Genomic DNA, 22,964 nt, shown 5'->3' with positions numbered 1-22,964 from the left:
GTCCCGCGGTCGTCGGCGGGCACGGGTGAGGGCCCGGACCGGCGACCGCGGGAGCGGACGGTGGGTCAGGTGGTGGCGGCGGCCAGCTCGGCGGGGGCGGCCTCGCCGAGGGTCTCCCGGCGGTGGCGCAGCTCGACGGGGAGCACGACGAGGGCGACCAGCGCGCCGATGGCACCGGTGACCGCGAAGCCCCAGAGGGGCGCCGAGGCGTCGATCACCGCGCCGGCGAGCGGGGCGCCCACCGCGATGCCGACGGTGACCGCGGAGCCGTGCAGGCCCATCGCCTCGCCGCGTACGCCGGCGGGGGCGAGCCGGCTCACCGCGTCGGAGGTGGCGGCGATGGTCGGGGCGCAGAGCGCCCCGGCCGGGACGAGTGCCAGGCAGAGCAGCCACCAGTGCGAACCGCCCAGCCCGACCGGGATGGTGCAGAGGCTGAGCGCGGCCATCAGCGCCAGCGGCGAGAACGATCGGCTGACCGCCCCGTACGCGAAGCCGCCGACCAGCGACGCGACCGCCCACATGGCCAGCACCACGCCGGTCCAGCCGACCTCGCCGCTGGCCCGCAGCACGGCGACCACCGCGACGTCGGTGCCGCCGAGCACCAGGGTGGCGGCGAGGCTCACCGCCAGCACGGCGAGCAGCCGGGGCGTGAGCCATTCTCGGCGGGACACCTTCCGGTGCGGGCCCGCCGGCTCGTCGGCGCTGCGGGTGGGCGGGTTCAACAGCCAGAACGCGACGCCGGAGGCGACGATCCCGGCGCCGACCGCCCAGAGGGTGGTGCGCGGGGAGATGGCGGTGGCCAGCGCCACGGCCAGCGCCGGGCCGACCATGAACGACAGCTCGACCGACATCGAGTCCAGCGCGTACGCCGGGCGCCGGCGTTCGGCCGGGACCAGCGCGGCCACCGACTGGCGGACCACCGAGAAGACCGGCAGGGCGAGCAGCCCGGCCAGGAACGCGGCCGGCAGCAGCACCGGGTAGGACAGCGTGGGGGCGCTGGCCCAGAAGACCGCCTCGGCGACGGTGGTCAGGGCGAGCACCGGTCGCAGGCCGCGCCGGTCCACCAGCCGGCCGAGCAGCGGCGAGCCCAGCGCGGCGCCGACGGTCGACGCGGCGCCGACCAGGCCGGCCGCGCCGTATCCCCGGCCGAGGTCGAGCACGACGTAGAAGGTGAGCGTCACCCCGGTCGCGGTGAGCGGGATGCGCGCCAGCACCGACACCAGCAGCAGCGACCGGAGACCGGGCAGGGCGAGTGCCTGCCGGTAAGGCTTCAAGTTCACGACGGTCCGTACCTCCGGCGCCATCCTTGACCGGGGGTACGACAGCCGCAAGCGATTACCTGGTCAAGCGGTGCTGATCACAGGCCGGCCGACCATGGCGACCCCGGCGCCGTCCATCGTCCGCAGCGCCATGTCGGTGGTGTCCCGCGCGACGCCGGCCGTCAGGTCCAGCAGCACCGTGGTGTCAAAACCCTTCTGGGCGGCGTCGAGGGCCGTGGCCCGGACGCAGTGGTCGGTGGCGATGCCGACCAGGTCGACCCGGTCCACCCCGTGCCGGCGCAGCCAGTCGGCCAGGCACTCGCCGTCGTCGGCGTGCCCCTCGAAGCCCGAGTACGCGGCCGCGTGCTCGCCCTTGTGGAAGATCGCCTCCACCCGCCCGGTCTCCAGGTTGGGGTGGAACTCGGAGCCCGGGGTGCCGACCACGCAGTGCCGGGGCCAGGAGTCGACGAAGTTGGGCGGGTCGCCGAAATGGGCGCCCGGATCGACGTGGTAGTCCTTCGTGGCGACCACGTGGTCCCACCGGTCCGGCTCGGCGGCGAGCAGCCGGGAGATGCCGGCTGCCACGCCGGCCCCGCCGGCCACCGCGAGGGCGCCACCCTCGCAGAAGTCGTTCTGCACGTCCACGATGATCAGCGCGTTGCTCACCGGAACACTCCTTCGTCAGGTCGCGGGTACGACGGTCACCGGGACGGCCGGGTCGCCGCCGGAAAGCTTCAGGCCCTCCCACGGGATGGAGATCAGGCACTCCCGCAGGTGCTCCCGCGACTCGTCCAGCGTCGGCAGCGCCACCGGCTCGCCGTCGACCACGAACGAGCGCTGGAGGAGCCGGTCGTTGGGGTGCCGGTCCGGTACGCCCTGCGGCACGATGATCTCCTCGGTGGCGGTGCCGGTCGGCTTGTGCCGGCGTACCGCCACCTTCCGGCCGCCGATGGTGGCCTTGTGCTCGGAGCGCTTGACCACCGGCCGCCCGTCCACCTCGACCAGCTTGTAGACCAGGCCGGCGGTGGGCGCGCCGGAGCCGGTCACCACGGCGGTGCCGGCGCCGTACATGTCGACCGGCTCGGCGGCGAGCGAGGCGATCGAGTACTCGTCGAGGTCGCCCGAGACGATGATCTTGGTTTCGGTGGCGCCGAGCGAGTCGAGCAGCTCCCGGGACTGCTGGGCGATCACCGCCAGGTCGCCGGAGTCGATCCGGACGGCCCGCAGCTCCGGACCGGCCACCTCGATCGCGTTGCGGATGCCCTGGCTGATGTCGTACGTGTCGACCAGCAGCGTGGTGTCCTTGCCCAGCGTGGCGACCTGCGAGGCGAACGCCGCCTTCTCGTCGTCGTGCAGCAGGGTGAACGCGTGCGCGGCGGTGCCGGCGGTGGGGATGCCGTACCGCTGGCCGGCGGCCAGGTTCGAGGTGAACCGGAAACCGGCCAGGTACGCCGCCCGGGCTGCGGCCACCGCCGCCTCCTCGTGCGCCCGGCGGGACCCCATCTCGATCAACGCCCGACCCCGGGCGGCGGTGACCATCCGGGCGGCCGCCGCGGCGACCGCGCAGTCGTGGTTGAGCACCGACAGCACCAGCGTCTCCAGCACCACGCACTCGGCGAAGCCGCCGGAGACGGTGAGGATCGGGGAGTTGGGGAAGAAGAGCTCGCCCTCGGCGTACCCGTCGACGTCGCCGGTGAAGCGGTAGTCGGCCAGCCAGTCGGCGGCCCGGTCGTCCACCACGCCGGTGCGGCGCAGAAAGTCGACCTCGTCGGCGTCGAACCGGAAGTCCCGGATCATGTCGACCAGCCGTCCGGTGCCGGCGACCACGCCGTAGCGGCGGCCCGCCGGCAGCCGCCGGCTGAACACCTCGAAGACGCAGCGGCGGTCGGCTGTCCCGTCCCGCAGGGCGGCGCTGACCATGGTCAGCTCGTAGTGGTCGGTCAGCAGCGCGGGGCGAAGGGTGCTCACCGGTCCAGCCTAGAGTTCAGGCGGAATCGCCGCCGTCGTGGCCCGGCATCGACCGGAGGACGGCCTTCAGCTCGGCCCGCCCGGCCACGCCCAGCTTGCTGTAGACGCGCTGGAGGTGGTTCTCCACCGTCCGGCTGGACAGGTAGAGCCGCTCCGCGATGGCCCGGCTGGTCACCCCGTCGGCGGCGAGGCGAGCCACCTCCCACTCGCGGTCGCTCAACGTCGGCCGGAGCCGCTGCAGCGCCGGGGTCGAGATCCGGTCGCAGCTGCCCAGCAGGGTGGCGAGCCGCTCCCGGGCCGGGCCGATGCTGGCGGAGCGGCTCTGCCGCAGCCGGTGCAGCGCCATCGCCACCGCCTCGGCGGCATAGACGGTCAGCCCGAGCCGGGCCAGGCCGTCGGCGACGGCGAGCAGGTCGGTGGTGGAGTCCGCCATGGCGGCGCGGGCGTACCGGGCGAGCAGCGGCGGCAGCACGCCGTCGACCTGCTCGGAGAGCTCGGCCAGGCGCTGCGCCACCGTACGCCGACCGCCGTCGGTACAGGTCGGGCCGACCTGGGCGGCGGCCTGGTCCAGCCGGACCAGGTCGAGCAGGACCAGCACCTCGTGACCGGTGAGCCCGTCCGCGCGGAGCCGGTCGGCGAGTTGGCCGAGGTGCTTGGTCGCGCCCGGCAGGTCGCCGCTGGCGGCGAGCACCGCCCCACGGGCCTGCTCCAGCCAGGGGTAGAGCACCGCCATCCCGGGGGCCTGGGTGCGGTCCGCCTCGGCCATCGCCTCCGCGGCGTGCGCCGCGTCGCCGCGCAGCGCCGCCGCCTGGGCGCGTTCGGCGTGCGCCAGCCCGGCGTACACCCGGCTGGTGGCGAGCACGGCGCAGGCGCCGAGGCTGGTCTTCAACGCCTCGTCGCTCTGCCCGCGCAGCCGCGCCGCGTACGCCTGAAGAATGGCCAGGTAGCCGGTGCCCAGCCGGAAGTCGCCGGCGCCCGCGAGGTCGGCGAACTCGTCGGCCACGATCGCGTCGATGCCGGCCAGGTCACCGGAGAGCGCGAGCCGGGTGCCCCGGGCCAGCTCCATGGCGAGCTGGAGGTACGGCATGTCGCCCCGCCAGCGCCCCGCCTCGGCCTGCACCCGGGCGATCGCGGTCGCGCTGCGCCGGAACCGGCCCTGGGCGGCCTGAAGGTGGGCGATGGTGCACCGGGCCAGCTCCCGGGCGGCCACCGAGGCGGCCGGGCGGTCCAGCACGGCCCGGGCCAGCCGCAGGGCGACGGCGGTGTCCAGCCGGTGCAGCCGCATGATGGCCTCGAAGGCGCGGACCCGGGCCAGGTCGGCCAGGTCGGTCAGCTCCCCGCTCCGGGCGGCGATCTCCTCCACCGTGGACTCCCGGCTCAGCCCCCAGTAGCTGACCATGCCGCGCACGGTCAGCCAGCGGCTGCGCCGCCGGTCGGAGCGGACGTCCGCGGAGACCGAGTCGAGCACCTCGATCGCCTCGTCCGGCCGGTCGGCGAACATCAAGATGGTGGCGAGCAGTTCGGCGGCGTCGAACCCGCCGTCGGCCTCCAGCGCCGCCCGGGCCAGCCGGGTCGCCAACGGCACGTCGTACCGGCCGAAGGCCTGGGCCGCCGCGTCGAGCAGCAGGGCCGGGTCCTGCGCGGTGCCCGAGTCCAGTCGCCACACCGCTACCCGGAGCAGGTCGTCGCGTCGCCGTTTGCCGACCTGTTCCAGCAGGTCGGCCAGGGTCGCCTGGAGCCGGCGGGTCCGGCTCACCGGGCACTGCCGGCGCATCACCTCGCCGTACAGCGGGTGGGCGAGCCGCACGTTCAGCCGCCGGTCGTCGAGCACCAGGCTGATCAGGCCGCGTTCCTCGGCGGTCTCCACGTCGGTCGGCTCCACCGCCCGCTCCAGCAGTTGCAGGCCGAGCGGCTCACCGAACGCGACCAGCTCGACCACCGACCGGACGCCGGGGGTGAGCTGGCCGATCCGGGTGTCGATCAGGTCGGTCAGGCTCGGCGCCAGCTCCAGCCGGCCGGTCCACTTCCAGATCCCGTACGTGCGGGTCAGCTCGCCGCCACCGGTGGCGGCCAGCACCAGCTCGCGCAGCAGCAGCGCGTTGCCCGCGGTGAGCCGGTACAGCCGCTCGGCCGACCCGGCGTCGACCGGCCCGCCGAGGATCGCGGCGAGCAGCCCGGTGGTCTCGACGGGGTTCAGCGGGCCCAGCTCGACCAGGTCGACCAGGTCGTCGGTCCAGAGTGCGCGGATCGGCAGCGGGATCTGCTCGCCGTTGCGCAGCGTCCCGAGCACGGTGGCGTTCTCGGCCCGGGAGATCAGGTGCACCAGCGCCGCCGAGGGCGGGTCGAGCAGGTGCACGTCGTCGATCGCGAGCACGATGCGTCGCCCGGCCGCCTGTCCCTGCAGCACGTCCACGGCCCAGCGCAGGATGCCGGCGGGGGAGAGGCCCTGGGGCTGGTCGGCCGGGAGCACCTGGACCAGCCCGCCGAAGGGCAGCGCGGCGGTGGTGGCGCTGGCCGAGACCGACCAGATGGCGTACCGGTCGGTGGGCAGGGCCGCGACGCCCTCGCGCAGCAGCCGGCTCTTGCCGACCCCCGCGCTGCCGCTGAAGAGCAGTCCACGCCCCTCCGGGCTGCCGACCGCCGACAGCAGACGGTTGAGCTCATCCGTGCGGCCCACGAAGTCCCACCGGCTCATCGCAGCAGCATATCGACGGTAATCCGTCCGCGCGCGTACCGTCACGTAGCGAAGTTGAGTAACCTGTTGATTACCGGTGAGTATCCGAAGTGTGCGGCCGGCAGTAGGCCCCGCCGTACTCTTCCGGCATCCGGTTTGCACCACCGGAGTTCCCACGCGGCCGGCCAAGATTCCGGTCGCCCGACCGGGAGGCCGCTTGATGAAGCCGGGTCCTCTCCGCGCGGTCGACGTGCCCGATCCGGGTGGGTCGGCCGAGCCGCCGCGGTGCGCCCCGCTGCCCACCCGGGTCGGGGTGACCAGCCCGGGCCCGGACGAGCCGCTGGCCGTGGTGGCCGCCGGTCCGGCCGGCGCGGGCCGCCGGCAGGTGCTGGCCGCCCTGCTCGGGCTCGAACCGGGGATGCTCGCGGTGCCCGCCGGCAGTTGCCTGCTGGTCAACCACGCTCGGGTGCCGACCCGCGCGGCGTACGTGCCGGGCTACCGGCAGCCGCACTCGTACGGCGCGGACCCGCTGGCCGCCGGTCCGGCGCTGGCCCGCCCGCCGCGCCGGGTGGAGCTGAGCGTCCCCGACCCGCTGCTGCGGCACTTCGCCGTGCTCGACACGCCGGACACCGGGTCGCTCGGCGTCGCCGGGGGACGGGTGCTGCTGGACGCGGTCGGCCGGGCCGGCGCGCTGCTCTTCGTGATCTCCGCGGACCAGGCCTTCACCGCCGCCGAGCTGCACCTGCTGGCCGAGGTGGCCCACGCCGGCGTCACGGTCTTCTTCGCGGTCACCCCGGGGACGGCCGGCTGGGCCGCGCTGTCGGACGGCGCGACGACGACGGAGGACGCGGGGGCGTCCGTCCCGCCGGCCGCCCGCACCGGCGGGTCGGGCCGGCGACCGGTCGACCCGGTCGAGGTCTCTCTCGCGGCGCACCGGGCCGCCCTGCTGGCCGCCGTGCCGAGCCTCGCCGGGGCCCGCTGGTACCCGGTCGGCCAGGCCGACCACGCGGCGCTGCGCCGGGCGCTGGTCGGCTGGGCCGCCGACGAGGGGCTGCGCCGGGCCAGCGCGCAGCCGCCCGTGCTGCCGGGCGAGCACGGCCGGGTGAGCGTGGTGCCCGGCCTGGACCCGGGTGACGTCGGCGACCGGCTGGACCGGCAAATCCGCTCCTGTGCCCAGCGGATCCGCCAGCACCTGGCCCTGGAGTTGGCCAACATCCACCTCCGGGTGGTGCAGGAGATCGTCTTCGGGGTCGGCCCCGCCGGCCTGCCGCAGCTGCTCGACCGGGAGATGGAGGCCCTGTCGCTGCTCGCCACTGCCCAGTGCGACCAGGCCGCCCGGGCCATCCTCGACGAGGCGGCGGCCCGGGTCTTCGGCGCGCCCCTCGCCGCGGGGGTGCGTCGCCGGATCGCCAATGCCGTGCGCTGGGGCCTCGCCGACCACCCGGCCGGTCGGGAGTTGGACCGGGTCCTCCTGGTCACCAGCACCGCCGGGGTGGCGGGGTTGAGCGGTGCGGGCGCCATCGACGCGCTGGCCGGCTTTCCCGGTGCGGAACGCGTCGAGGTCCTGCCGCCGGTGGGGGTGGCCCTGTCCGGGGGCTGCTGGCAGCACTGGCGCGGGCCCGGCAACGACGACCCGAACGGTGCGCGATCCTGGGCGCAGCGGGCGCTGCGCGAGGTGGAGCTTGAGCTCTCCAGCGAGGTGTCCCGTCGCTTCGAGGTGATCCGTCTCTCGTTGGGCGCGGTGCTCACCGATGCTGTCGACCACGGCATCCTGCTCGCCTGAGGTCGGCTGCGCCGACCCGTCTCCGCCCGCCCGGGAGGGTGATCCGGGCCGGCGCGGCGTTCCGGTTCATCGCTTCCCCGAATCCGGTGGCACGATGGGGGGCATGGCGGCTCCACAGGTTGCACCGGTCGAGACGCCGGACACCGACGAGGTGCCGGTCTCCGACCGGCCATGGGTGACGATCGTGTGGGACGACCCGGTCAATCTGATGACGTACGTGACCTGGGTCTTCCAGAAGCTCTTCGGGTACAGCCGGGAGAAGGCCGAGCAGCTCATGCTGGACGTGCACCACAAGGGCCGGGCCGTCGTGTCCAGCGGCGCTCGGGAACGGATGGAGCACGACGCGTCGCAGCTGCACGCGTACGGGCTGTGGGCAACGGTGGACCGGTCGTGAGCATGTTCCGTCGTCAGGGCGACCGGTACGTCGCCGACCTGGCCCTGGACGAGGTCCGGGTGCTGCGGAAGGTCGCCTCCGAGGTGGTCGGCCTGCTCACCGACGGCTTCGACCACAGCGACCCGGTGGTGGGCCGGCTCTTCCCCGAGGTCTATCCCGACGACTCGGCGAGCACGGCCGAGTTCCGCCGGTACACCGAGGGCGACCTGAAGACCGCCAAGATCGACCAGGCCGGCGCCATCCTCGCCGCCCTGCCCGACTCCTCCGGTGAGGCCGGCGGCGAGGTGCGCCTGGACGCCGAGGCGGCCGAGGCGTGGCTGCGCGCGCTCAACGACGCCCGGCTGGCGATGGGCGTCCGCCTGGAGATCAAGGACGGCACGGACCTGGGCGAGGAGCTCGACGACGCGGTCGCCGAGGACCCCACCTCCTCCCGGGTGTTCCAGCTGTCGGTCTACGCGTATCTGGGCTACTTGCAGGAATCCCTGCTCAACGCCCTGATCGACTGAGTCGTGACGGCCGCCACCTCGCCGGGTGTGAGCGGCAGGCGTTAGGCTGGTCGGCGTGCTGAGCATCGACCGGTCGATCGTCGACGCGATCGTCGCCCACGCGCGCCGCGACCACCCGGACGAGGCGTGCGGCGTGGTCGCCGGTCCCGTCGGCAGCGACACCCCGACCCGGCACATCCCGATGGAGAATTCCGCCCGGTCCATGACGTTCTACGAGTTCGACTCGATGGAGCAGCTGCGGGTGTGGCGGGAGATGGACGACCGCGACGAGGAGCCGGTCGTCATCTACCACTCGCACACCGCGACCGAGGCCTACCCGTCCCGCACGGACGTCTCCTTCGCCGGTGAGCCGGGGGCGCATTACCTGCTCGTCTCGACCCGCGAGCCCGACACCGAGGAGATCCGCTCCTTCCGGATCGTCGACGGCGTGGTGACCGAGGAGCCGGTCCGGATCGTGGATGCCGTCGTGGACCCGCACGCCGTCCAGTCCTACATGTTCGGGCAGAGCCCGGCGACGGTCGACTACGAGTGTTCCGGCCGCTGACCTCTCAGCGCCGGCCCATTCCTTCCTTCCCGTCACCGCGGCACACCCGATCAAGGAGCACGACATCATGGCCATCGAGGTTCGCATCCCCACCATCCTGCGCAGCTACACCGGCGGCGCGAAGGTCGTCGAGGGCGCCGGGGACACCCTGGGCGACCTGCTCACCGACCTGGACTCCCGGCACGCCGGCCTGAAGGCCCGGCTGGTCACCGACGCCGGCGCGCTGCACCGGTTCGTCAACGTCTACGTCAACGACGAGGACGTCCGCTTCCTCGGCGCGCTCGACGCCAAGCTCAACGACGGCGACAGCGTCACCATCCTGCCGGCCGTGGCCGGCGGCGCGTTCGGCTTCGCGGCGGCAGCCGCGATCAGCCAGCACCGTGCGGCGGCGGCCGCGATCAGTCAGCACCGTGCGGCGGCGGCCGCGATCGCGCCGCGCGTGGCGCGGTCGGCCGTCGCCGCCCGCTGACCGGCGGCCGGCGATGGCGCGGTACGACAGCCTGCTCGAGGCCTGCGGCGGCACGCCCCTGGTCGGACTGCCCCGGCTCTCGCCGACGGTGCCCGAGGGGGCGCCGCCGGTGCGGCTCTGGGCGAAGTTGGAGGACCGGAACCCGACCGGCAGCATCAAGGACCGCGCGGCCCTGTTCATGGTGCGCGCGGCGGAGGAGGCCGGCCGGCTCCGCCCGGGCGACACCATCCTGGAGCCGACCAGCGGCAACACCGGCATCTCGCTGGCCATGGTGGCCAAGCTGCGGGGCTACCGGCTGGTCTGCGTGATGCCGGAGAACGTCTCCACCGAGCGGGTCCAACTGCTCCGGATGTACGGCGCGGAGATCATCTTCTCGGCGGCCGCCGGCGGCTCGAACCAGGCCGTCGCCACCGCGAAGCAGATCTCCGCCGAGCACCCCGACTGGGTGATGCTCTACCAGTACGGCAACGAGGCGAACGCCCGGGCGCACTACGAGACGACCGGGCCGGAGCTGCTGCACGACCTGCCGACGATCACCCACTTCGTAGCCGGTCTGGGCACCACCGGGACCCTGATGGGCACCGGGCGCTACCTGCGGGAGAAGGTCGACGGCATCCAGGTCGTCGCCGCCGAGCCCCGCTACGGCGAGCTGGTCTACGGCCTGCGCAACATCGACGAAGGGTACGTCCCCGAGCTGTACGACGCGACCGTGCTGTCGCGCCGCTTCTCGGTGGGCACCCGGGACGCGGTGCTGCGCACCCGTCAGCTCGTCGAGGTGGAGGGCATCTTCGCCGGGTTCTCCACCGGCGCGATCCTGCACGCCGCTCTCGCGGTGGCGCACGAGGCGGTGCGGGACGGCCGCCGGGCCGACGTCGCGTTCGTGGTCTGCGACGGCGGCTGGAAGTACCTGTCGACCGGGGCCTACGGCGGCACCCTCGCGGACGCCGAGGACGCCCTGGAGGGGCAGCTCTGGGCCTGACGAGCCGGTTCGGGCCGGTCGGCGGGGACGCCGGCCGGCCCGTCGACGCCCTGCCGGCGCGATACGCGTACGGGTGTCACGTTGATGACATGTTCCGGCAGATGATTCTTGACCCGCAGTGGCGACGCGTAGGCTGCGCAGCGTGGCGTACGCGTCGGTAGAGATCATCGACGGGGCGGTTGCCGGCGCGTCGACTACGCGGCGTGACATTGGGACGACCGGATGCGACTGACGGTCCTCGGCTGCGCGGGCAGCTTCCCCGGCCCCGAGTCCCCCTGCTCCGCGTACCTGGTCGAGGCGGAGGGCTTCCGGCTTCTGGTCGACTTCGGCTCGGGGTCGCTCTCCACGCTCCAGCGCTACGTCGGGCTGCACGCCCCCGACGCCATCATTCTCACCCACCTGCACTGCGACCACATGCTCGACGCGGTGTCGTACGTGGTGGTGCGCCGGTACGCCCCCGACGGGCCGTACCCGCCCCTGCCGATGTACGCGCCCTCCGGCGCACCGGACCGGCTGGCCGCCGCGTACGGGCAGGAGGGCAGCTCGGTCGACGACGTGTACCACTTCTACGGCCTCCAGCCGGGGACGTTCCCGATCGGCCCGTTCACCGTCACCGTGGACCGGATGAACCACCCGGTGGAGACGTACGGCGTGCGGTTGGAGCACGACGGCCGGGTGCTCTGCTACTCGTCGGACACCGCCCCCTGCGACTCGTTGCTGCGGCTGGCCCAGGGCGCCGACCTCTTCCTCTGCGAGGCCAGCTACCTCGACGGCGCGGAGAACCCGCCGGACCTGCACCTCACCGGCCGGGAGGCCGGCGAGGTGGCGACCAAGGCGGGCGCCGGCCGGCTGCTGCTCACCCATCTGGTGGCGGCCTGGGGGAGCGAGGCGCACACCCTGGAGTCGGCCGCCGCCGCGTACACCGGTCCGCTCGAGGTGGTCCGCGCGGGCGCCTGCTACGACGTCTGACCGCCGCCCGGCGCGACGACCGGATCGTCTGCACCTGGTCGCCGGGTTCCTCCGGGCGCACGGCGTCGAACCCGGGCACGCGCAGTCCGACGTGACGGCCGTCCCCTGACCCCGCGCTCCGCTCCGTCGCAGCGGAGGCGGGCACCCCGGGACGGTTCGATCGCCGCACCGCATAAGGTGCAGGGATGGCGCGACCTGACGGGCGACAGCCCGACCAACTCCGACCGGTGACCCTGACCCGGGGCTGGAGCACCCACCCGGAGGGCTCGGTCCTCGTCGAGTTCGGCGCGACGCGGGTGCTCTGCACCGCGAGCGTCACCGAGGGGGTGCCCCGCTGGCGCAAGGGCTCCGGGCTCGGCTGGGTGACCGCCGAGTACGCGATGCTGCCCCGGGCCACCAACACCCGGTCCGACCGGGAGAGCGTCAAGGGTCGCGTCGGTGGGCGTACCCACGAGATCTCCCGGCTGATCGGCCGGAGCCTGCGCGCCTGCATCGACCTGAAGGCGCTCGGCGAGAACTCGGTCATCCTCGACTGCGACGTGCTCCAAGCCGACGGCGGCACGCGGACCGCGGCGATCACCGGGGCGTACGTGGCGCTGCACGACGCGGTGGGCTGGCTGGGCGAGCGCAAGGCGCTGGCCGGCAAGCCGGAGAAGGTGATGCACCGGTCGGTGGCCGCGGTCAGCGTCGGCATCATCGCCGGCGAGCCGCGGCTGGACCTCTGCTACGAAGAGGACGTGGCCGCGGAGGTGGACATGAACGTGGTCTGCACCGGGACGGGCGACTTCGTCGAGGTGCAGGGGACGGGCGAGGCCGGCGTCTTCGCCCGCGACCAGCTCGACGCCCTGCTCGACCTGGGTGTCCTGGGCTGTCTGGAACTGGCCGACGCACAGCGGAAGGCGCTCGCCTCATGAACAGGGTGCTCCTCGCCACCCGGAACCGGAAGAAGCTCGTCGAGCTGCAGCGGATCCTCGACGGGGCGCTCGGCGCGCACCGGATCGCCCTGCTCGGCCTCGACGACGTCGAGCAGTATCCGGAGCTGCCGGAGACCGGCCTGACCTTCGGCGAGAACGCGCTGATCAAGGCTCGGGAGGCCTGCCGGCGGACCGGCCTGCCGACCATCGCCGACGACTCCGGGCTGGCCGTGGACGCGCTCAACGGCATGCCGGGCGTGTTCAGCGCCCGCTGGGCCGGCCGGCACGGCGACGACCTGGCCAACCTCCAGCTGGTGCTGGACCAGATCGCCGACCTGCCGGACGAGCACCGGGCCGCCTCCTTCGTCTGCACGGTGGCGCTGGTGCTGCCCGGCGGCAAGGAGCACCTGGTCGACGGCCGCCAGTCCGGCCGGCTGCTGCGCGCGCCGCGCGGCGACGGCGGCTTCGGGTACGACCCGATCTTCCTCGGCGACGGGCAGCAGCGGACCAACGCGGAGCTGACGCCCGAGGAGAAGGACGCGGTCAGCCACCGCGGCAAGGCGCTGCGCGAGCTGGCCAAGCTGGTCGCCAAGGTGCTGCCGCCGGCCCCCTGAGCCGCGGTGCCCCCGCCCCAACATGATCGTCTGCTGGTGAGCGACCCGACCCTCCGTCGAGTCGACCGCTCCCCAGCAGACGATCATGAGCTTGTTCAGCTCAGCGGGCCGATCTGGAGTTCGATGGCGGCGCGCAGCTCCGGCCCGGCCAGCACCTCCCGGGCGGCCTCCATCACCGGGGCGAGGAAGACGTCCGGGCCCGGCTCGCCGGCGATCCCGCCCAGCGCGGCCACCGCGGCCCGGCCGGCCGGTGACGGCTCCAGCGGGGCGCGGAGCTGGAGCCCGCGGACGGCCGCCAGCAGCTCCACCGCGAGCAGGCTGGTCAGGTTGTCCAGCACCGTGCGCAGCTTCTTGGCCGCCGCCCAGCCCATCGAGACGTGGTCCTCCTGCATGCCGCTGGTCGGCAGCGAGTCCACCGAGGCGGGAGCGGCGAGCCGGCGGTTCTCCGCGACGATCCCGGCCGCCGTGTACTGGGCGATCATCAGGCCCGAGTTGACCCCGGCGTCGGGGGAGAGGAAGGCGGGCAGCTCCCGGTTGCGGGTGACGTCGAGCAGCCGGTCGACCCGGCGTTCGGCGATCGCGCCCACCTCGGCGGCGGCGATGGCCAGATAGTCGGCGGCGAAACCGAGCGGGGCGCCGTGGAAGTTCCCGGTGGACTCGACCCGGCCGTCCGGCAGCACGACCGGGTTGTCCACCACCGACATCAGCTCCCGCCCGGCCACCGTCTCGACGAAGTCGAGGGTGTCCCGGGCCGCGCCGGCCACCTGCGGCGCGCAGCGCATCGAGTACGCGTCCTGCACGGCGTGCGCCAGGTCGTCCCGGTGCGAATCCATCACCCGGGAGTCCTGGAGCAGCCGGTGGATGTTCGCCGCCGACGCGGCCTGCCCGGGGTGCGGGCGGATGGCGTGCAGCTCGGGCAGGAACGGCCGTTCCGAGCCGAGCATCGCCTCGATGGCGAGGGCGGCGGTGACGTCGGCCATGGCGAACAGGTGACGGGCGTCGTGGATGGCCAGCAGCAGCATGCCGAGCATCCCGTCGGTGCCGTTGATCAGCGCCAGCCCCTCCTTGGCGGCCAACTCGATCGGCGCCAGCCCGACCCGGCGCAGCGCCTCGGCCGCGTCGAGCCGCTCGCCGGCGGGCCCGAGCACCCAGCCCTCGCCGAGCAGCACCAGCGCGCAGTGCGCGAGGGGGGCCAGGTCGCCGGAGGCGCCGAGCGAGCCGTGTTCCGGCACCCACGGGGTGACCTCGTGGTTGAGCAGGTCGACCAGCGCCTCGGCGACCAGCGGGCGGACCCCGGAGCGGCCGAGCGCCAGCGAACGGACCCGCAGCAGCATCATCGCCCGGACCACCTCGCGGGGCATCGGCGCGCCCACCCCGGCGGCGTGCGAGCGGATCAGCGCGTGCTGGAGTTCGGCCCGCCGCTCGGGCGCGACGAAGGTGTTGGCGAGCGCTCCGAAACCGGTGGAGACGCCGTAGACGGGCCGGCCGGCGGCCTCGATGCCGTCCACGATCGCCCGGCTGGTCGCCATGGCGTCCACGGTGGCCGGATCGAGCACCACCTTGGCGGTGCCGCGGGCCACGGCGAGCACGTCGGCGGGGGAGATTCCGGTGGGCTGGATCATTACGGTCGACATTGCGGGACTCCGTTGTGCAGAACCTGGCGGATCAGTGGCACACCCGGCCGGTAGGCCAGGTGCAGGTGGGAAGGGGCGTCGAGGATCATCAGGTCGGCCCGGGCGCCGGGCCGCAGCCGGCCGACGTCGTCGCGGCGCAGCGCCGCCGCCCCGCCGGCGGTCGCGGCCCAGACCGCCTCCGCCGGGGTCATCCGCATCTCGCGTACGGCGAGCGCGATGCAGAACGGCATCGACGAGGTGTACGACGACCCGGGGTTGCAGTCGGTCGCCAGCGCCACGGTCACGCCCGCGTCGAGCAGTCGCCGGGCGTCCGGGTACGGCGACCGGGTGGAGAACTCGGCGCCCGGGAGCAGCGTGGCGACGGTCGGGGAGCCGGCCAGCGCGTCGACGTCGGCGTCGGTTAGGTGGGTGCAGTGGTCGACGCTGGCCGCGCCGAGTTCCACCCCGAGCCGTACGCCCGGTCCGGGGCCGAGCTGATTGGCGTGCACCCGCACGCCCAGCCCGACGGCCTGCCCGCAGGCGAGGATCGCCCGGGCATGGTCGACGTCGAAGGCGCCCCGCTCGCAGAACACGTCGATCCAGCGCGCGTACGGGGCGGCGGCGGCCAGCATCGGCCCGCACACCATGCCGACGTAGTCGTCGGGGCGGTCGGCGTACTCGGCGGGGACGACGTGCGCGCCGAGGAAGGTGGTGTCGTCGGTGAATTCGGCGGCGATCCGCAGCGAGCGGGCCTCGTCGGCGACCGTGAGGCCGTACCCGCTCTTGATCTCGATCGCGGTGGTGCCCTGCCGCATCGCCTCGGCGCGCAGCCGGCGGACGGTGGCCCGCAGCTCGTCGTCGGACGCCGCGCGGGTGGCCCCGACGGTGGTGCGGATGCCGCCCCCGGTGTACGGCTCGCCGGCCATCCGGGCGGCGAACTCGGCGGCCCGGTCCCCGGCGAAGACCAGGTGGGCGTGGCTGTCCACGAAGCCGGGCAGCACGGCCGCCCCCTGGGCGTCGATCCGCCGGTCGGCGGCCGGGGCGTCCCGGGCGGGCCCGATCCAGGTCACCCGGCCGTCCTCGACCAGCAGGGCCACGTCGCGGCGGATGCCCAGCGGCTCACCCGCGCCCTCGCCGGCCGAGTTGGTGACCAGCTCGCCGATGTCGTCCACCAGCAGGCTGCTCATGCGCTGCCTCCCGTTCGCGGCTGCGGGGCTCGCAAACCCGGCTCACTCCTCGCGCTCACTGGCCGGTCACCGCCGCGATGGCGTCGTGCAGCTCCGCCGGCACGTCCACCGTCAGGTGCCGGCCGTCGGTGACCACCACGCGCCCGTCCACCACGACGTGGCTGACGTCGGCTGCGGCGGCCGCGAAGAACGCCCCGACCGGCGGCACCCCGGCCGTGCGGGTGGTGTCCAGCCGTACGGTGACCAGGTCGGCGCGGTCGCCGACGGCGAGCCGGCCGGCGTCCGTCCAGCCCAGCGCGGCGTGCCCGGCGGCGGTGGCGGCGGTCAGCAGCTCGACGGCGCTGAAGTGGCCGCGACGCCGGGTCCGCAGCCGTTCGTCCAGCTCCACCGCGCGGGCCTCCTCGAAGAGGTCGACGATGGCGTGGCTGTCGCTGCCGAGGCTGAGCGGGCTGCCCGCCTCGGCCATCCGCCGCATCGGCCCGATCCCGTCGGCCAGGTCCCGTTCGGTGGTGGGGCAGAGGCAGACGCCGGTCCGGCTCTCGCCGAGCAGCGTGATGTCGACGCTGGTGGGGTGGGTGGCGTGTACCGCGGTGGTCGTCCGGCCGAGCACGCCGTGGTCGGCGAGCAGCCGGGTCGGGGTGCGGCCGTGCACGGCACGGCAGGCGTCGTTCTCGGCGGGCTGCTCGGAGAGGTGGACGTGCAGCGGCGCGCCGCGCCGGTCCGCCCAGCCGGCGACGGTGGCGAGCTGCTCCGCCGGCACGGCCCGCACCGAGTGGATCGCCGCGCCGACCCGGGCGTGGCCGTTCTCCGGCGTGAACGCGGTGACCCGCTCGGCCCAGCGCAGCGCGTCCCCGTCGCCGAACCGCCGCTGCGGCCCGGTCAGCGGCGCGCCGTCGACCGTGGCGGTCAGGTAGCAGGTGTCCAGCAGGGTGAGCCGGATGCCGGCGTGCGCCGCCGCCTCGACCAGCGCGGCGGACATCGCGTTCGGGTCGGCGTACGGGGTGCCGTCGGGGCCGTGGTGCAGGTAGTGGAACTCGCCGACGCAGGTGATCCCGGCGAGCGCCATCTCGGCGTACGCGGCCCGGGCCAGGGCCAGGTAGGAGTCCGGGTCGAGGCGCGCCGCGACGGCGTACATCCGGTCCCGCCAGGTCCAGAAGTCGCCCCGGCCGGCGTGGGTCCGCCCGCGCAGCGCCCGGTGGAAGGCGTGCGAGTGCGCGTTGGCCAGGCCGGGCAGGGTGAGCCCGGGCAGCCGGACCGCGTCGCGGAGCACCTCGACCCCGGCGGTCGGGGCGCCGGCCCCGACCAGCGGCGTCACGGCGGTGATCCGGCCGCCCTCCGCCTCGATCAGCACGTCGGCGGTGGGCTCGGCGTGGTCGGGCAGCCAGGCGTACTCGGCGAGCCAGCGGGTCAGCGGCATGCCAGCTCCTCCAGCACCCGGGCCAGGGCGGTGACCCCGGCGGCGCAGTCGGCGTCGGTGGCGGACTCGGCGGGGGAGTGCGACACCCCGGTGGGGTTGCGCACGAAGAGCATCGCGGTGGGCAGGTGCGCGGCGAGCACCCCGGCGTCGTGCCCGGCGCCGGTCGGCAGCACCGGCGCGTCGAGCAGCGTGGTCAGCCGCTTCGCCAGCCCGCCGTCGAACCCCACCAGCGGCGTCGCCGACTCCTCGGTCAGGGTCAGCTCGGTGCCGTCCCGCCGCGCCCGCTCCGCGGCCTTGGCGCGGACCGCCTCGACCAGGCCGTGCAGCGTCGCCGGCTCGGCCGCCCGGGCGTCCAGCCAGCCGGTCACCTTCGCCGGGATGGCGTTGGTGGCGTTCGGCTCCACCGCCACCCGGGCGACGGTCGCGTGCGCGTCGCGCAGCCGGGCCTCCTTGTTCGCCGCCAGCACGGTGAAGGCGTACGTGAGCATCGGGTCGCGGCGGTCCGCCATCCGGGTCGTACCGGCGTGGTTGCCCTCGCCGTGGAAGTCGAAACGCCAGCGGCCGTGCGGCCAGATGGCGCTGGCCACCGCGACCGGCGCGGCCAGCTCGACCAGCGCGCGGCCCTGCTCGACGTGCAGCTCCACGAAGGCGGCGAAGCGGCCGAGCAGCGCCGGGTCGGCGCCCGCCGGCCGCTCGCCCAGCGCCTCGGCGAAGCTCACCCCGGCCGCGTCGCGCAGCCCGGCCGCCCGGTCCACCGCGATCTCCCCGGTGAGCAGCCGCGACCCCAGACACGGTACGCCGAACCGCGCGCCCTCCTCCTCCACGAACGCGCCGACCACCACCGGCCGGACGGGGGTGACCCCGGCGGCCCGCAGTTCGTCCACGGCGAGGAACGCGCTGACGATGCCGAGCGGCCCGTCGTACGCCCCGCCGTGCGGCACGGAGTCGAAGTGGCTGCCGGTCAGCACGGCGTCCCCGGCCAGCGGGTCGCCCCACCAGGCGAACAGGCTGCCGTTGCCGTCGGAGTGCACCGGCATGCCGCGCCGGTCGGCCTGCTCCCGGAACCAGGCGCGCAGCCACAGCTCCGGCTCGGTCAGCGCGTAGCGCAGGTAGCCGCCGCTGCGCTCGTCCCGCCCGACCGGGGCGAGCTCGTCCCAGAGCTGGCGGAACCGGGCGGCCAGATCGGTCACGCGGCACCCCTGTTGTTGGCGACTGCGGGGCTCCGCTGCGCTGCACTCCTCGCGCTCACGCCGGGCCCTCCGCCATCGGCACCCGTACGCCGGTCCGCTCGGCGACCTCGCGGGCGTTGTCGTAGCCGGCGTCGACGTGCCGGATGACGCCCATCGCCGGGTCGTTGGTGAGCACCCGCTCGATCTTCTGCCCGGCCAGGGCGGTGCCGTCCGCGACGCAGACCTGCCCGGCGTGGATGGACCGGCCGATGCCGACCCCGCCGCCGTGGTGGATGGACACCCAGGACGCCCCGCTGGCCGTGTTGACCAGCGCGTTGAGCAGCGGCCAGTCGGCGATCGCGTCGGAGCCGTCGGCCATCGCCTCGGTCTCCCGGTAGGGGCTGGCCACGCTGCCGCAGTCCAGGTGGTCCCGGCCGATCACCACGGGCGCGCTCAGCTCACCGGAGGCCACCATCTCGTTGAACCGCACCCCGGCCTTGTCCCGCTCGCCGTAGCCCAGCCAGCAGATCCGCGCGGGCAGCCCCTGGAAGGCGACCCGCTCGCCGGCCATCCGCATCCACCGCGCGAGGGACTCGTTCTCGGGGAACAGGTCGAGGATGGCCCGGTCGGTGGCGGCGATGTCCTTCGGGTCGCCGGAAAGCGCCGCCCACCGGAACGGGCCCTTGCCCTCGCAGAACAGCGGCCGGATGTACGCCGGCACGAAGCCGGGGAAGTCGAAGGCCCGCTCGTAGCCGGCGAGCTGCGCCTCGCCACGGATCGAGTTGCCGTAGTCGAAGACCTCCGCGCCGGCGTCGAGGAAGCCGACCATCGCGGCCACGTGCCGGGCCATCGACGCCCGCGCCCGGTCGGTGAACTCGGCCGGCTTCGCCGCCGCGTAGTCCCGGGCGTCGGCCGGTTCCACCCCGACCGGCAGGTACGACAGCGGGTCGTGCGCGCTGGTCTGGTCGGTCACGATGTCGATCTCGACGCCGCGGACCAGCAGCTCGGGGAAGACCACCGCCGCGTTGCCGACCACGCCGACGCTCAGCGCCCGACGGTCCCGCTTCGCCGCCAGCACCCGCGCGACGGCGTCGTCCAGGGAGTCGGCAACCTCGTCCAGGTAACGGTCGTGTACCCGGCGGTCCAGCCGGCTGCGGTCCACGTCGACGATCAGGCAGGCGCCGCCGTTCATGGTGACCGCGAGGGGCTGCGCGCCGCCCATCCCGCCGCAGCCGGCGGTCAGCGTCAGCGTCCCGGCCAGGGTCCCGTTGAACCGCTTGGCCGCGACGGCGGCGAACGTCTCGTACGTGCCCTGGAGGATGCCCTGGGTGCCGATGTAGATCCACGAACCGGCGGTCATCTGCCCGTACATGGTGAGGCCGAGCTGCTCCAGGCGGCGGAACTCCGGCCAGGTGGCCCAGTCGCCGACCAGGTTGGAGTTGGCCAGCAGCACCCGGGGCGCCCACTCGTGGGTGCGCATGACGCCGACGGGGCGGCCGGACTGCACCAGCATCGTCTCGTCCTCGCGCAGGTCGGTCAGCGTGCGCACCAGAGCGTGGTACGACGGCCAATCCCGCGCGGCCTTGCCGGTGCCGCCGTAGACGACCAGGTCGCCGGGGCGCTCGGCCACCTCCGGGTCGAGGTTGTTCATCAGCATCCGCAGGGCGGCCTCCTGCGGCCACCCCTTCGCGGTGCGTGCGGTGCCGCGGGCGGCGCGGACGGGCTGTGGCATTTCGTACTCCTCTCAGCCGAGGAACAACTGACGACGGGCGGCGGACGACTCGAACGCCTCGAGCCGGGCCTGGGTGTCGGCCGGGGCGGCGTCGCAGATCGCCTGGAGCACCACCATGGCCAGGGTCATCGGGGCGGTGTGCAGGTCGAAGACGAGGTCGGTGCCGACGGCGGCGGGGAGCACCACCTCGGCGTGCTCGGTGGCGGGGCTGACCGGCGAGTCGGTGATCGCCACCACGGTCAGCCCGGCGTCCCGGGCCTCGCGCAGCGCGTCCAGGGTCTCCCGCGGGTAGCGGGGCAGCACGAAGGCGAGCAGGGCGGTCGCGCCGGCCGCCGCGGCCTGTTCGAGGCGGTCGGTGAGCAGGCTGCCGCCGTCGTCGAGCACCCGCACGTCGGGGTGCACCTTCGCGGCGAAGTACGCGAAATACGCGGCCAGCGGCGCGGCGGCGCGCAGCCCGAGCACCGGCAGCGGGCGGCTGGCGGCGAGCAGCGTCCCCACCTCGGCGATCCGCCCCCGGTCGGCGAGGTGCCCGGCCAGCCGGTCGAGGTTGCCGATCTCGGCGCGGACGGCCCGCTGGAGCTCGTTGCCGGCGTCGGCCGGTTCGACGGCCCCGGCCGCGGTCAGCTCGCGCAGCCGGCGGCGCAGCGCCGGGTAGCCGTCGTGCCCGAGCGCCATCGCGAACCGGGTGACCGACGGCTGGCTGACCCCGGCCAGCTCGGCCACCTCCGCCGCCGACAGGTACGCCGCCGCCCCCGCGTGCTGCACCAGGCAGTGCGCGATCCGACGCTGGGTGGGGGTGAGCCGGACCCCGTGGAAGAGGTCCAGCACCCGGTCGGTCGGCGCCGCGACGACAGCGCTCTCATTCATGCCGCGACTCTATGCATAGAAACTTTCAAAGGCAATCACGACCCCGCCCGGGCGGCCCGCCGACCTGTGCAGCGAGGGGTGTCCACAGGGATCCCCGGCGGGTTACCTGGTCGCCGGATCCGGACCCCGCCACCGCCGTCCGCTGACCGCTGGTTGGCCACCGTCCCGGCAGCTCTCGGGACCGTGACCGGCGGGCGGAGCGGCGGGCGGCTTCACTGGCCCGGCGCGGCGCCTACTACGGCAGCCGCCATTGGCTAGTTGACCAGGGCGTATGCGCGGTTGAGTCGGGTGCGTTGGTGGAACCAGCGTGAGCGGGCTTGGTGGCGGCGGCGCCAGGTGCTCCAGTGGTGGGCGTGGTCGGGCGGTGTCGGTTGATGCTGCAGTCTGGCCAGGAGCCGTCGTGTTTCGGGGACGGTCAGGGGGATCAGGCCGGGGTCTGCTGGTGGGGCCTGGTCGGGGGTGGCCGGTGGTGGGGCTTGGGTGTCGGTGCGGGCGCGGAGTTGGCGGCGGCGACGGCGCAGATGGCCAGGGCTGCCATGACCAGCACGGTGTGCCGGCGGATCGCAGTGTGCAGGCGGGCTTGGCACTGGTCGAGACCGAACTGGTCCTTGCCGAACTCGAAGTCCTCCTCGACAGGCCAGCGCAGTCCCGCGGCGCGGATCAGCCGAGTCATGGTCGTGGGTTGCCTCTCGGGCAGGTAGCAGTAGTGGAACGCCAGGTCACCGGTGCCCAGGTGCCGGCGTACCAGCAGCAGGTGGCGGGGGCTGGCGGTGGCGATCTGCGCCCACGCGTACCACCGCTGTCCCTTCGACCCCGTGCCGGCGCTGCGTACCTCCCACTGGCGGGGGCCGACGAGTTGCTTGACGGCTTGTTGGCAGGTCAGCCGCACGCCGCCGCCCACATCGAGCAGGAACGTGCAGGCCACCCGCAGCACGTACGCCTGCTGTTGTTGTTCGAAGAACTCCCGCAACTGGGTGCAGCCGCCGTAGACCTCGTCGCCGCAGATCACGTCGAAGCGCACCCCGTCGGCGTACGCGTCCGTGCAGATGTCGATTGCCAGTTGTCCCTTGGTGCGGAACCGCAGGTCAGCCGGTAGTCCCATCGCGCGGGCGGTGTCCGGGTCGTCGATCTGCTCGGCGGGAATCCACTGCCGGGCACCGATCAACGCGTGCCCGACCTGCTCCCGCACGTACGACAGGTGCACCGTGTTGATGCCGTTGTCCACCCGACCCGCGCACCCCATGTACTGCCGCTTCACCCCACACGTGGCGGCGCCCCGCTTCTGCTGACCGGTCTCGTCCAACGCCCCCACCACCAGCCCCCGCCGCCGTCGGGCTGCCGTGCCCAGCCCGTCGACCACGAACCGGCGCACCAGGATCATCGCCTCGTCGCCGTCCCACACCGCCCGGTTCAGCAACCGCTGCGTCCGGTCCGGGCTACGGTCCCCGACGTGCTCCGCGATCGTCCACCCGTTGCGTTTCGGCAGGTCACTGGCCACCGCAGACACGTACCTCGTCGCCTGCTGCCAGGTCTGCGTCCGCACGAAACACGACCGCAGACACTCCAACAGCTCGGCCCGCAACCGTTGCACCCGCCGAGCCGCTATCCTGGCAGCCGCAGCCGCCCTCGATTTTGTTGTCTTCACACACACATGATCATCAGGGCGGCTGCACCCACCTCACCCGCCCCACCCGCGGCGTCCACCCTGGTCAGACAGCTAATGGCGGCTGCCGTACTACTGAGACACCGTCGGACCCTGGACAGACCGTTACCTTTCACTGAGCAAACGTGACTCATGATTGGCAGTCGTCCGTTGCCGGGCGACGTTGACCGGATGAACCGGTCTAGACGCTTCACGGCCCGCTGCCCCGCCTGCGGGTGCAGGTCTTACGGGTCTTACGTAGGC

At 74.1% G+C, this 22,964-nt stretch carries 19 protein-coding genes and 1 pseudogene; 9 read left to right on the top strand and 11 right to left on the bottom strand.

The annotated features are described in order from the left end of the window. Positions 1-65: 65 nt before the first annotated feature. From DKT69_RS14545 to DKT69_RS14530, 4 genes are read right to left on the bottom strand one after another with little or no spacing between them, the layout of a single operon-like run. On the bottom strand, positions 66-1,304 hold the full coding sequence (locus DKT69_RS14545; RefSeq protein WP_109802097.1) for an MFS transporter: 1,239 nt from the start codon (positions 1,302-1,304) through the stop codon (positions 66-68). A gap of 39 nt (positions 1,305-1,343) precedes the next feature. Continuing rightward, a complete protein-coding gene (locus DKT69_RS14540) occupies positions 1,344-1,925 on the bottom strand; it encodes an isochorismatase family protein (RefSeq protein ID WP_109802096.1) in 582 nt (193 codons plus the stop codon). Positions 1,926-1,940: 15 nt separating this feature from the next. Further along, the gene (locus DKT69_RS14535) at positions 1,941-3,227 is read right to left on the bottom strand and encodes a nicotinate phosphoribosyltransferase (RefSeq protein ID WP_109802095.1); all 1,287 of its coding nucleotides are present in this window, start codon (positions 3,225-3,227) and stop codon (positions 1,941-1,943) included. Positions 3,228-3,243: 16 nt separating this feature from the next. Continuing rightward, positions 3,244-5,922, bottom strand: a complete 2,679-nt coding sequence (locus DKT69_RS14530) for a helix-turn-helix transcriptional regulator (RefSeq protein ID WP_109802094.1) — start codon at positions 5,920-5,922, stop codon at positions 3,244-3,246. A gap of 199 nt (positions 5,923-6,121) precedes the next feature. Here DKT69_RS14530 and DKT69_RS14525 point away from each other — a divergent pair, with 199 nt between their 5' ends. The 9 genes from DKT69_RS14525 to rdgB all read left to right on the top strand — a co-directional run bounded on the left by DKT69_RS14525 (position 6,122) and on the right by rdgB (position 13,073). After that, positions 6,122-7,684, top strand: a complete 1,563-nt coding sequence (locus DKT69_RS14525; protein ID WP_109802093.1) for a P-loop NTPase family protein — start codon at positions 6,122-6,124, stop codon at positions 7,682-7,684. Between the two features lie 103 nt (positions 7,685-7,787). Further along, positions 7,788-8,078, top strand: coding sequence for an ATP-dependent Clp protease adapter ClpS (gene clpS, locus DKT69_RS14520; protein WP_089010866.1), 291 nt, complete (start codon positions 7,788-7,790; stop codon positions 8,076-8,078). A gap of 2 nt (positions 8,079-8,080) precedes the next feature. Then, complete coding sequence (locus tag DKT69_RS14515; protein WP_201749666.1) at positions 8,081-8,584, top strand: DUF2017 domain-containing protein; 504 nt, start codon at positions 8,081-8,083, stop codon at positions 8,582-8,584. Between the two features lie 55 nt (positions 8,585-8,639). Beyond that, the gene (locus DKT69_RS14510) at positions 8,640-9,128 is read left to right on the top strand and encodes a M67 family metallopeptidase (RefSeq protein ID WP_109802092.1); all 489 of its coding nucleotides are present in this window, start codon (positions 8,640-8,642) and stop codon (positions 9,126-9,128) included. Positions 9,129-9,195: 67 nt separating this feature from the next. Further along, positions 9,196-9,597: a MoaD family protein gene (locus tag DKT69_RS14505; RefSeq protein ID WP_109802091.1), complete on the top strand. Its 402-nt coding sequence runs from the start codon at positions 9,196-9,198 to the stop codon at positions 9,595-9,597. A gap of 13 nt (positions 9,598-9,610) precedes the next feature. After that, entirely contained in the window at positions 9,611-10,576 is a 966-nt protein-coding gene (locus tag DKT69_RS14500) for a PLP-dependent cysteine synthase family protein (protein WP_109802090.1), read from the top strand. Between the two features lie 222 nt (positions 10,577-10,798). After that, the gene (locus DKT69_RS14495) at positions 10,799-11,545 is read left to right on the top strand and encodes an MBL fold metallo-hydrolase (protein WP_109802089.1); all 747 of its coding nucleotides are present in this window, start codon (positions 10,799-10,801) and stop codon (positions 11,543-11,545) included. 185 nt (positions 11,546-11,730) lie between these two features. Next, the gene (rph, locus tag DKT69_RS14490; RefSeq protein ID WP_109802088.1) at positions 11,731-12,459 is read left to right on the top strand and encodes a ribonuclease PH; all 729 of its coding nucleotides are present in this window, start codon (positions 11,731-11,733) and stop codon (positions 12,457-12,459) included. Further along, the gene (gene rdgB, locus DKT69_RS14485; RefSeq protein WP_109802087.1) at positions 12,456-13,073 is read left to right on the top strand and encodes an RdgB/HAM1 family non-canonical purine NTP pyrophosphatase; all 618 of its coding nucleotides are present in this window, start codon (positions 12,456-12,458) and stop codon (positions 13,071-13,073) included. Before rph ends, rdgB begins: the two co-directional genes overlap by 4 nt. A gap of 95 nt (positions 13,074-13,168) precedes the next feature. Here the strand turns inward: rdgB and hutH are convergent, their stop codons facing one another. The 7 genes and pseudogenes from hutH to DKT69_RS14450 all read right to left on the bottom strand — a co-directional run bounded on the left by hutH (position 13,169) and on the right by DKT69_RS14450 (position 22,649). Continuing rightward, a complete protein-coding gene (hutH, locus tag DKT69_RS14480) occupies positions 13,169-14,707 on the bottom strand; it encodes a histidine ammonia-lyase (RefSeq protein WP_109802086.1) in 1,539 nt (512 codons plus the stop codon). Next, positions 14,695-15,873 (bottom strand): imidazolonepropionase, encoded by a 1,179-nt coding sequence (gene hutI, locus DKT69_RS14475; protein ID WP_109802085.1) that lies wholly within the window; start codon positions 15,871-15,873, stop codon positions 14,695-14,697. Before hutI ends, hutH begins: the two co-directional genes overlap by 13 nt. A gap of 55 nt (positions 15,874-15,928) precedes the next feature. Beyond that, positions 15,929-17,284, bottom strand: coding sequence for a formimidoylglutamate deiminase (locus DKT69_RS14470; protein WP_109802098.1), 1,356 nt, complete (start codon positions 17,282-17,284; stop codon positions 15,929-15,931). After that, positions 17,281-18,480 carry an allantoate amidohydrolase gene (locus DKT69_RS14465; protein WP_109802084.1) on the bottom strand — a complete coding sequence of 400 codons (1,200 nt, stop codon included), beginning with the start codon at positions 18,478-18,480 and terminating at the stop codon, positions 17,281-17,283. Before DKT69_RS14465 ends, DKT69_RS14470 begins: the two co-directional genes overlap by 4 nt. A gap of 55 nt (positions 18,481-18,535) precedes the next feature. Beyond that, on the bottom strand, positions 18,536-20,191 hold the full coding sequence (hutU, locus tag DKT69_RS14460; RefSeq protein WP_109802083.1) for a urocanate hydratase: 1,656 nt from the start codon (positions 20,189-20,191) through the stop codon (positions 18,536-18,538). Between the two features lie 12 nt (positions 20,192-20,203). Beyond that, positions 20,204-21,058 (bottom strand): MurR/RpiR family transcriptional regulator, encoded by an 855-nt coding sequence (locus DKT69_RS14455; RefSeq protein ID WP_109802082.1) that lies wholly within the window; start codon positions 21,056-21,058, stop codon positions 20,204-20,206. 254 nt (positions 21,059-21,312) lie between these two features. Further along, positions 21,313-22,649, bottom strand: a pseudogene (locus DKT69_RS14450) (IS701 family transposase). Between the last annotated feature and the right edge of the window lie 315 nt (positions 22,650-22,964).

The organism is Micromonospora sicca, assembly GCF_003172935.1.
Classification (GTDB): domain Bacteria; phylum Actinomycetota; class Actinomycetes; order Mycobacteriales; family Micromonosporaceae; genus Micromonospora; species Micromonospora sicca.
The sequence above is the reverse complement of the archived record's forward strand: the minus strand, read 5'-3'. Positions and strand labels throughout refer to the sequence as shown.